This window comes from Campylobacter concisus (assembly GCF_003049705.1).
GTDB classification, from domain to species: domain Bacteria; phylum Campylobacterota; class Campylobacteria; order Campylobacterales; family Campylobacteraceae; genus Campylobacter_A; species Campylobacter_A concisus_AR.
Map to the genome: position 1 here is coordinate 245,859 of NZ_PIRF01000004.1, position 6,823 is coordinate 252,681.

3 protein-coding genes are annotated in these 6,823 nt (G+C 35.2%); all 3 read right to left on the reverse strand.

The genetic code is table 11. The annotated features are described in order from the left end of the window. Positions 1-5: 5 nt before the first annotated feature. Positions 6-860 (reverse strand): TPM domain-containing protein, encoded by an 855-nt coding sequence (locus CVT05_RS06210; protein WP_159071220.1) that lies wholly within the window; start codon positions 858-860, stop codon positions 6-8. Continuing rightward, positions 860-1,453 carry a LemA family protein gene (locus CVT05_RS06215; protein WP_103580625.1) on the reverse strand — a complete coding sequence of 198 codons (594 nt, stop codon included), beginning with the start codon at positions 1,451-1,453 and terminating at the stop codon, positions 860-862. Before CVT05_RS06215 ends, CVT05_RS06210 begins: the two co-directional genes overlap by 1 nt. Positions 1,454-1,553: 100 nt before the next feature. Further along, entirely contained in the window at positions 1,554-6,605 is a 5,052-nt protein-coding gene (locus CVT05_RS06220; RefSeq protein ID WP_107698183.1) for a retention module-containing protein, read from the reverse strand. Positions 6,606-6,823: the final 218 nt, after the last annotated feature.

Genomic DNA, 6,823 nt, shown 5'->3' on the forward strand with positions numbered 1-6,823 from the left:
AAATTTTACCAGCTGCCACTTGCTCCGCCTCCGCCAAAACCGCCTCCGCCGCCACTAAAGCCACCACCTCTTGAACTGCTTGAATGGCCACTGCCACTGCTATTTGAGTCTGATCTATCACGCCCGAAATCACTGTGTGTATTTTTGCTTTGAGCATTTTTTTTAAAGGCATTTTTTAAAATAATAAAAAATATTACAAACACAATAGCAAAGACAATGAAGTAATTTTGCACGCCAAAAAATTGCTCAAATACCGTAGATATCAGCCCTGCAAAACACGCACTAAAACCAACTCGCATAAAAAATTTACCTAAAAAGCCAGAGACAAAACACGAGATCATGCCAGCAAAAAAGGCAACTATTCCAAATGGTATCTCTTCATCTTCACTCACGTTTTCAAATTCTTCACCACTAGCTACTTTTATGATAGCTTTTGTGCCCTCTATGATGCCACCGCCCATATCTCCTTGCTTAAATTTAGGCACTATCACATCATTTATGATCTGGCTTGATATAGCATCAGTTAGCACACCTTCGAGTCCATAACCAACCTCTATACGCACTTTTCTCTCGTTTGGAGCGACTATTAAAAGCACTCCATTACTACTTTGTTTTTGTCCCAGCTTGTAGCCTCTAGCTACCTCAAGAGAGATATCTTCTATGCTTTTATTTTCTAGTGATTTAAGTGTCACGATAGCAATTTGTGTCGTACTATTTTGCTCGTAATTTTGCACCAAGCTTAAAAGCTCAGCCTTCTCATTTTTAGAGAAAATTTGAGCCTCGTCATTTATCTGCTCGTTAAAATTTATGGCAAAACAAAAGCAAAATGTAAAAAATAAAAGAGCAAAAATTTTCTTCATCATTTCTCAAATGAAACTTTTGGATTTATCTTCTCTTCGTTACTTATTTCAAGATTTTGTTTTGGCTTTAGCTCAGGATAAAAAACACTTGCTATAAATTTATTTGGAAAGCTTCTAAGGGCTACGTTATACTCTTTTACAGCTTCGATATAATCATGCATTGCTACGCTTATGCGGTTTTGCGTACCTTCAAGCTGACTCTGAAGAGATAAGAAATTTTGATTTGCTTTTAGCTCTGGATAGTTCTCGCTAACTGCCATAAGCCTACCAAGCGCCAAGCCAAATGAGCTTTGTGCTGTCATAAATTCTTTCATCTTAGCTTCATCGCTAAGACCACTTGCATCAACGCTTACTTGCATGCTCTTACTTCTAGCATTTGCCACATCTTCAAAAATTTTTTGCTCATGGGCTGCGTAGCCTTTTACAGTTTCAACCAAATTTGGCACAAGCTCGGCTCTTCTTTTATATTGATTTAACACCTGTGACCACTTTGCATTTACATTTTCATCAAGTGCAACAAATGAATTTATATACTTAAAAGCGCCAAAAGCAAGTGCAGCAATAACTATAATAACGGCTATTAAATTTTTCATATTTTCTCCTTTAAGGAGCAAATATTAGTAAAACAAGACTTAAAAAATAATGTGAGTTTGAGTTTGGAATGAGTGCGAATTTACGCACTCATTTTGGGGATTAAAGATCGGTTTGGATCTTGTCTTCTATTTGGATGTGGATAGTTTTACCATTTACCTGATCTATGCTTGAGTAGCCTTTAAAGCCAGTATCAGCATGCACTAAAGTATCTTCTTTCCATTTACCATTGATATCAACTTTGTTAGTTGCATCGCCCTTGATCTTAAGAATGGTGTTAAGATTATCAGTGATGTCAAAGATAGCTTTTGCATCAAATTTTATCTCAGAGCCGCCTTTAAGCTCAAGATTTTCAAAGCTTTCCACTTTTGAATTAAGATCATTAATGCCTCTAAGATCAACTATTTGTTTATCAAATACCAAAGTATCATGACCTTTACCACCTTTCATATCTTTACTTGCGTCAAATTTAACTATATAGTCTTTAACATCTATATGAAATTTATCAGATTCATGAGGCTCATAAGACTTAGACTCTAAACCACCAGAAGTCTTAAGCGTAGCTTTTACTTTCAAATCATAAGCTGATCTAGCATTAATATCAAGTACTTGATCAAATGTTCTGTTGGCTATATCACTACTTGTTAATTTGTGAAATCCGGTTTTAGTTTGTGTGTGGTTATCTGGATCAGTATACTTAAACTCTACTGTATCGCCTTTCCTAGCATCTTCATTTAGATAAACCCTGACTTTAGTAGTCTCTTCACCATTTTCTAAGGTAGTTATATCTTTATTAAACTTAATACCTCTTATAGCATCCATCTGGGCATGTGCACTATCTTCTACATTTACACTTTCACCAAAAGTATCAGTTAGTGTTACTTTGGCCTTTGTCTCAGCCTCAGCACCAACTGCGATTTTAGCATCAAGCTCAAGCAACTGGTCTCTACTTAATGTGCGTTGAGAATTATTAGTCAAATCTTTTAAAGTGATATTACCGTTTACATCTTTACCTACTACTTCATATTTCTCAATCACATTGGTCCTATCGGGATTTGTTATCTCAATAACTATCTTGTCGCCAACTACAACATTTTTTGGAATAGTAACATTTACTTTTGAGGCATTGCTACTTGACTCATCTCTTGATACGATGCCATTATCGTCTCTGTCAGCAACTATGTTTACACTTAGTCCTGCTGTACTTAAAGGAACAAGTTGTACTTTAGCTTCAGCGCTAGTTGTGGTCTCTGTGCCATTTGTAATAGTAGCTACTGCACTAGTATCACGACCTGGAAGCATAGCGACGCCAGGAATTTTTATAGTGTTGTTTACTAGCTGTGTAGCAGTATGAGTAGTATCGTCTATAACTGAAATTATACCATTAGCATTTCCTGTGACAGTATAAGTTACGGTTCTAGTTGACGTAGTGCCATCAGCTTGAGGCTCTTTGATAGTCACTGCTACTTTATCACTGGCTACAACATTATATGGTAGTTGAACGCTTATAGTTGTTTCTTTTATTTTATCGTCCAATAAAGCTTCATCTCTATCTATTACATTATCCCTACTTGCATTATCTTCTACAAATTCAACCTTTAGATCTTTTATATCCATCGTTTGAAGCGTAGCTTTGGCTGTTTTTGTTACTTCACTTCCTGTATTAATATCTTTTATAGTAGCTTTTACTTCTGCTGGATGATCTTTATCTATATGAACATCAGAAATTTTTAGTTTATTTCCTGGCTCAAGTGCGACAAGGCTGCCACCAGCATCTTTTATAGTAACGTTTGTACCATCATTTGAAGCAACGGTATAAGTTTTCTCTGCCCCACTATTTACCTTAACTTTTATAGTATCACCACTATTTACAGTGGTTGGGATTTGAAGTATTGCCGAAGTGGTATTTAATTTTCCATCCTTCATAGCTTCATCTCTACTTAGAACTCCGTTTCTATCTTTATCCTCATCAATAAATAGCCTAAAGCCTGTTCCAGAGCCGCTACCTTGAGCATCAAGTGTAATATCACTAGTTGTCTCTACCTTATCGACACCCATGCTATCAACAACCTTGGCATTAACAATAGTAGTATGATCTTCTGTCAAACCAAGTGTGTAGTTAACTACTTTATTGCCCTTATTATCAGTAGTTATATTTAGCTCTTCGCTACCATTTTTAACTACTAGATTATTGTTAGCACCAGTAGTGATTTCATATGTTTTTTCTACTTTGGCACCAGTATTTTTGTCAGTAGTTTCTATTACTAATTTATCACCTACAACAAAATTAGAAGGAAGCTTAATAGTTGCTGTTGTTGTGTTTACGTTGTGATCACGATTTGCCTCAGCATTATATAAGATGCCATCATTGTCAGTATCTTCTTCAAAAGTGATTCTCATGTCATCATTAAGCGTTTCAAGGATGTTGTGATTTTCAGCTTCAGCTTTGCCATTACCTTTTGCGTCCGTAGTTTTTGTTGTTACAGTTATGGTTTTGCCTGGTACGATATCTATGCCAGGAATTTCTACCTGATTACTATTATTAGTGATCACTTCGTTACCATTTGCATCTTTTAGTATGATATTACCAGTTGGGTCTCTACCATCAACTTTATATACTATATTCTCTTGCTTATTGCCGTTATTTACAGCTACATTTATTATGTCGCCGGCCATAACATTGTTTGGTACTTTTACCACTATCGTAGTTTTATGTAGATCGTGATCTGCGCCATCTTTGCTCTCAGATCTCGTTAGAGACACATTACCATCAGCATCTTCTTTGAAAAATACTGCTGTATCGTTTATATTAGAAATGGAAACAGTGCTTGTTTCATCTGCATGTTGGATGCCATCTTTATCTTTTATCTCAGCTCTTACCTTTGTTTCTAAGCCAGTTGTAGTTTTGATGCCAGGAATTTCAAAGCTGTTGCCATTTTTTATACTTACTACATCACTTGGATCGTCATCGTTTTTTATAGCAGTTAGATTGCCATTAGCATCTTTTTCAATTGTGTAATGTTTAGCCCTAGGAGCTTCATTTGGCTCATTTATAGTTACAGTTAATTTATCACCATTTACTGCATTTTTAGGAAGCTTTATAGTGACTTTTGTGCTATTAAGATTGCCATCACTAATAGCCTGCTCTCTACTCATACTCTTAGCACCATTAGCTTCGTCAAATGTAACTTCTGGTTTTTTTACATGCTCTAAACTAGCTGATACTGTTGGCTCACTTATAGATGTATGCCTGTCTGGATTTGAATGTGTGATTTTAGCCTTAATAGTCGTATCTTCTCCATGCTTTAGTTGGATACCAGAAACATCAATGGTGTATTGATTGTCATATGCTTTTATAGGTGTTAAAACATTAGAAGTTCCGTTTTCTGTTACACTAATCACAGCACCTTTACTATCCATATGTATAGTAAATTCTCTTGTATAAGTTTTAGAAGGATTATTTACAGGGTCAACAGGGTCAGGTCCAGTAATAGTTAGCGTAAGCTTATCGCCATCATCGATCTTATTTGGCAGAGTAATCTTTGCTGTAGTTTTATTTACTTCATTATCTACGGTACTCTCTTGCCTTAAAAGCTCATTAAGAGTCTTTTCTTCTGGTAGTGTCATATACAAATTTCTACCAATAGGCTCTACACTATCTTGATCTGATCTTTCGCTTTTTACATTACCATCTTTATCCACTACATGAGCACTAGCAGATGTTCTTACATCTGGAAATATTGGAAGAGATGTATTTACTTTTTGATTATCAATCATCTCTTGTGTAAGAGTGATAGATTTTTCTAAATTTTGAGATGGATGTAATGGATCAGTATAAGTTATGACAATCTTATCACCAACAACCACATCTTTTGGTAAAGTTATCTCTACTGTCGTGCTTCTAAAGTTATTGTCTTGACTATTTTCTGGATCATATAAATAGCCATTGTTGTCTTGATCTTCTGTAAATGTCAAAGTCGGTTTTACATCAAGAGTAGTAGAGTCGCTTGCAATTGCACTTCTCATCGTGTTTGTGCTATCTGCTACGTAAGCTTCTACTTTTGAAGGCTTACCGTGCTCAACTGGCATATTATCTATCTTATATCCATTATCTATTATGTTTTGATCTATAGATACATTTCTAACCTCAGTTGTACCATCAGGCTTTGTTAAAGTCACGTGAAGCACATCTCCAACAATCACATCTTTTACAGTTATAAGTACTGGAGTTTCATTTAATTTGCCATCTTTAGCATTTTCAGTATATGTTAATAGATTATTATCAGGACCGTTATCTTCTGTAAATTTAACCTCTGGAGCACTAAAGCCACTTGAAGTTACGCTATCTTCACTTCTGCCACTAACATTTCCTTGGAAATTTGTAATAGTTGCATCAACTTTTGAAATTTTACCAGTCTGTATTGGAGCATCAAACTGATAACCATTGCTTATGATAGTTGGAGTGATAGGAATTGTTTTATTTTCAGTATTACCATCTGGCTTAGTTATAGTGATATTTAGTATATCTCCGGCCCTTACTGTGCCATCATTTGGAATTGTAATAAGAACTTTTGACGTATTTAAATTTGTATCACGTGCATGCTCAACCCTGCTTAAAGTACCATCGTTATTAAGATCGCTTATAAAAGTTACAAGAGGATTGCTTGGGATTATAGTATCATCTCCACCATTGTATCCGCTTATTGGGCTATCGTATGATGCAAAAGCTCTGTTTGCATCACTTAAATTTCTATATGTTGCATTAATATTTGAATAGTGGCCACCCTCAGCAAATTTAGCGTCACTTAGGCTAACACCATCTCCACCACCAGCAGCAGTGTTTCCACCAGCAGCAGTCTCTTCAAGTTTTGTTAGATCTCCACCATTTAAAATAGCATTTTGCAAATCACTAACATCTGCCAAGCCTTCCGCGCCTATGGTGCTTTGATTTAACGCAAGTGTATCATTGCCTACAATTGTAATCTCTTTTCCATTATTTGAAACGATTGTTATTTTATCAGCGGCATCACTTGTCTTGATACTCTCCCCCATATAAAGGATGTCACCTACTTTTAGCTCTCTCTCATTTCCGTTTTGATCGATAGCGACCGCCTTGCCACTAATAAATTTTACTACTCCAGCTTCTTTAGCCAAGATTACTCCTTATTATTATTTTTTGTATTATTTAAATTTTTACGTGATTATATACTATCTTTATAAGATATAACTTTATATGAGAAATTTTATCTTTTAAGAAAAAAATATATTAATTAAATATATAAATTCCAAATGTCAATAGTTTGTAAAAAGCGAATTATAAGCTTTTATCAAAAAATAGCTTTTTGATTATCAATATAATTAATTAAGCAAAA

Excerpts from the sequence above, each read along its gene's own strand:
- CVT05_RS06210 (WP_159071220.1), bottom strand. The coding sequence starts at position 860 with ATGAAGAAAATTTTTGCTCTTTTATTTTTTACATTTTGCTTTTGTTTT.
- CVT05_RS06215 (WP_103580625.1), bottom strand. The coding sequence starts at position 1,453 with ATGAAAAATTTAATAGCCGTTATTATAGTTATTGCTGCACTTGCTTTT.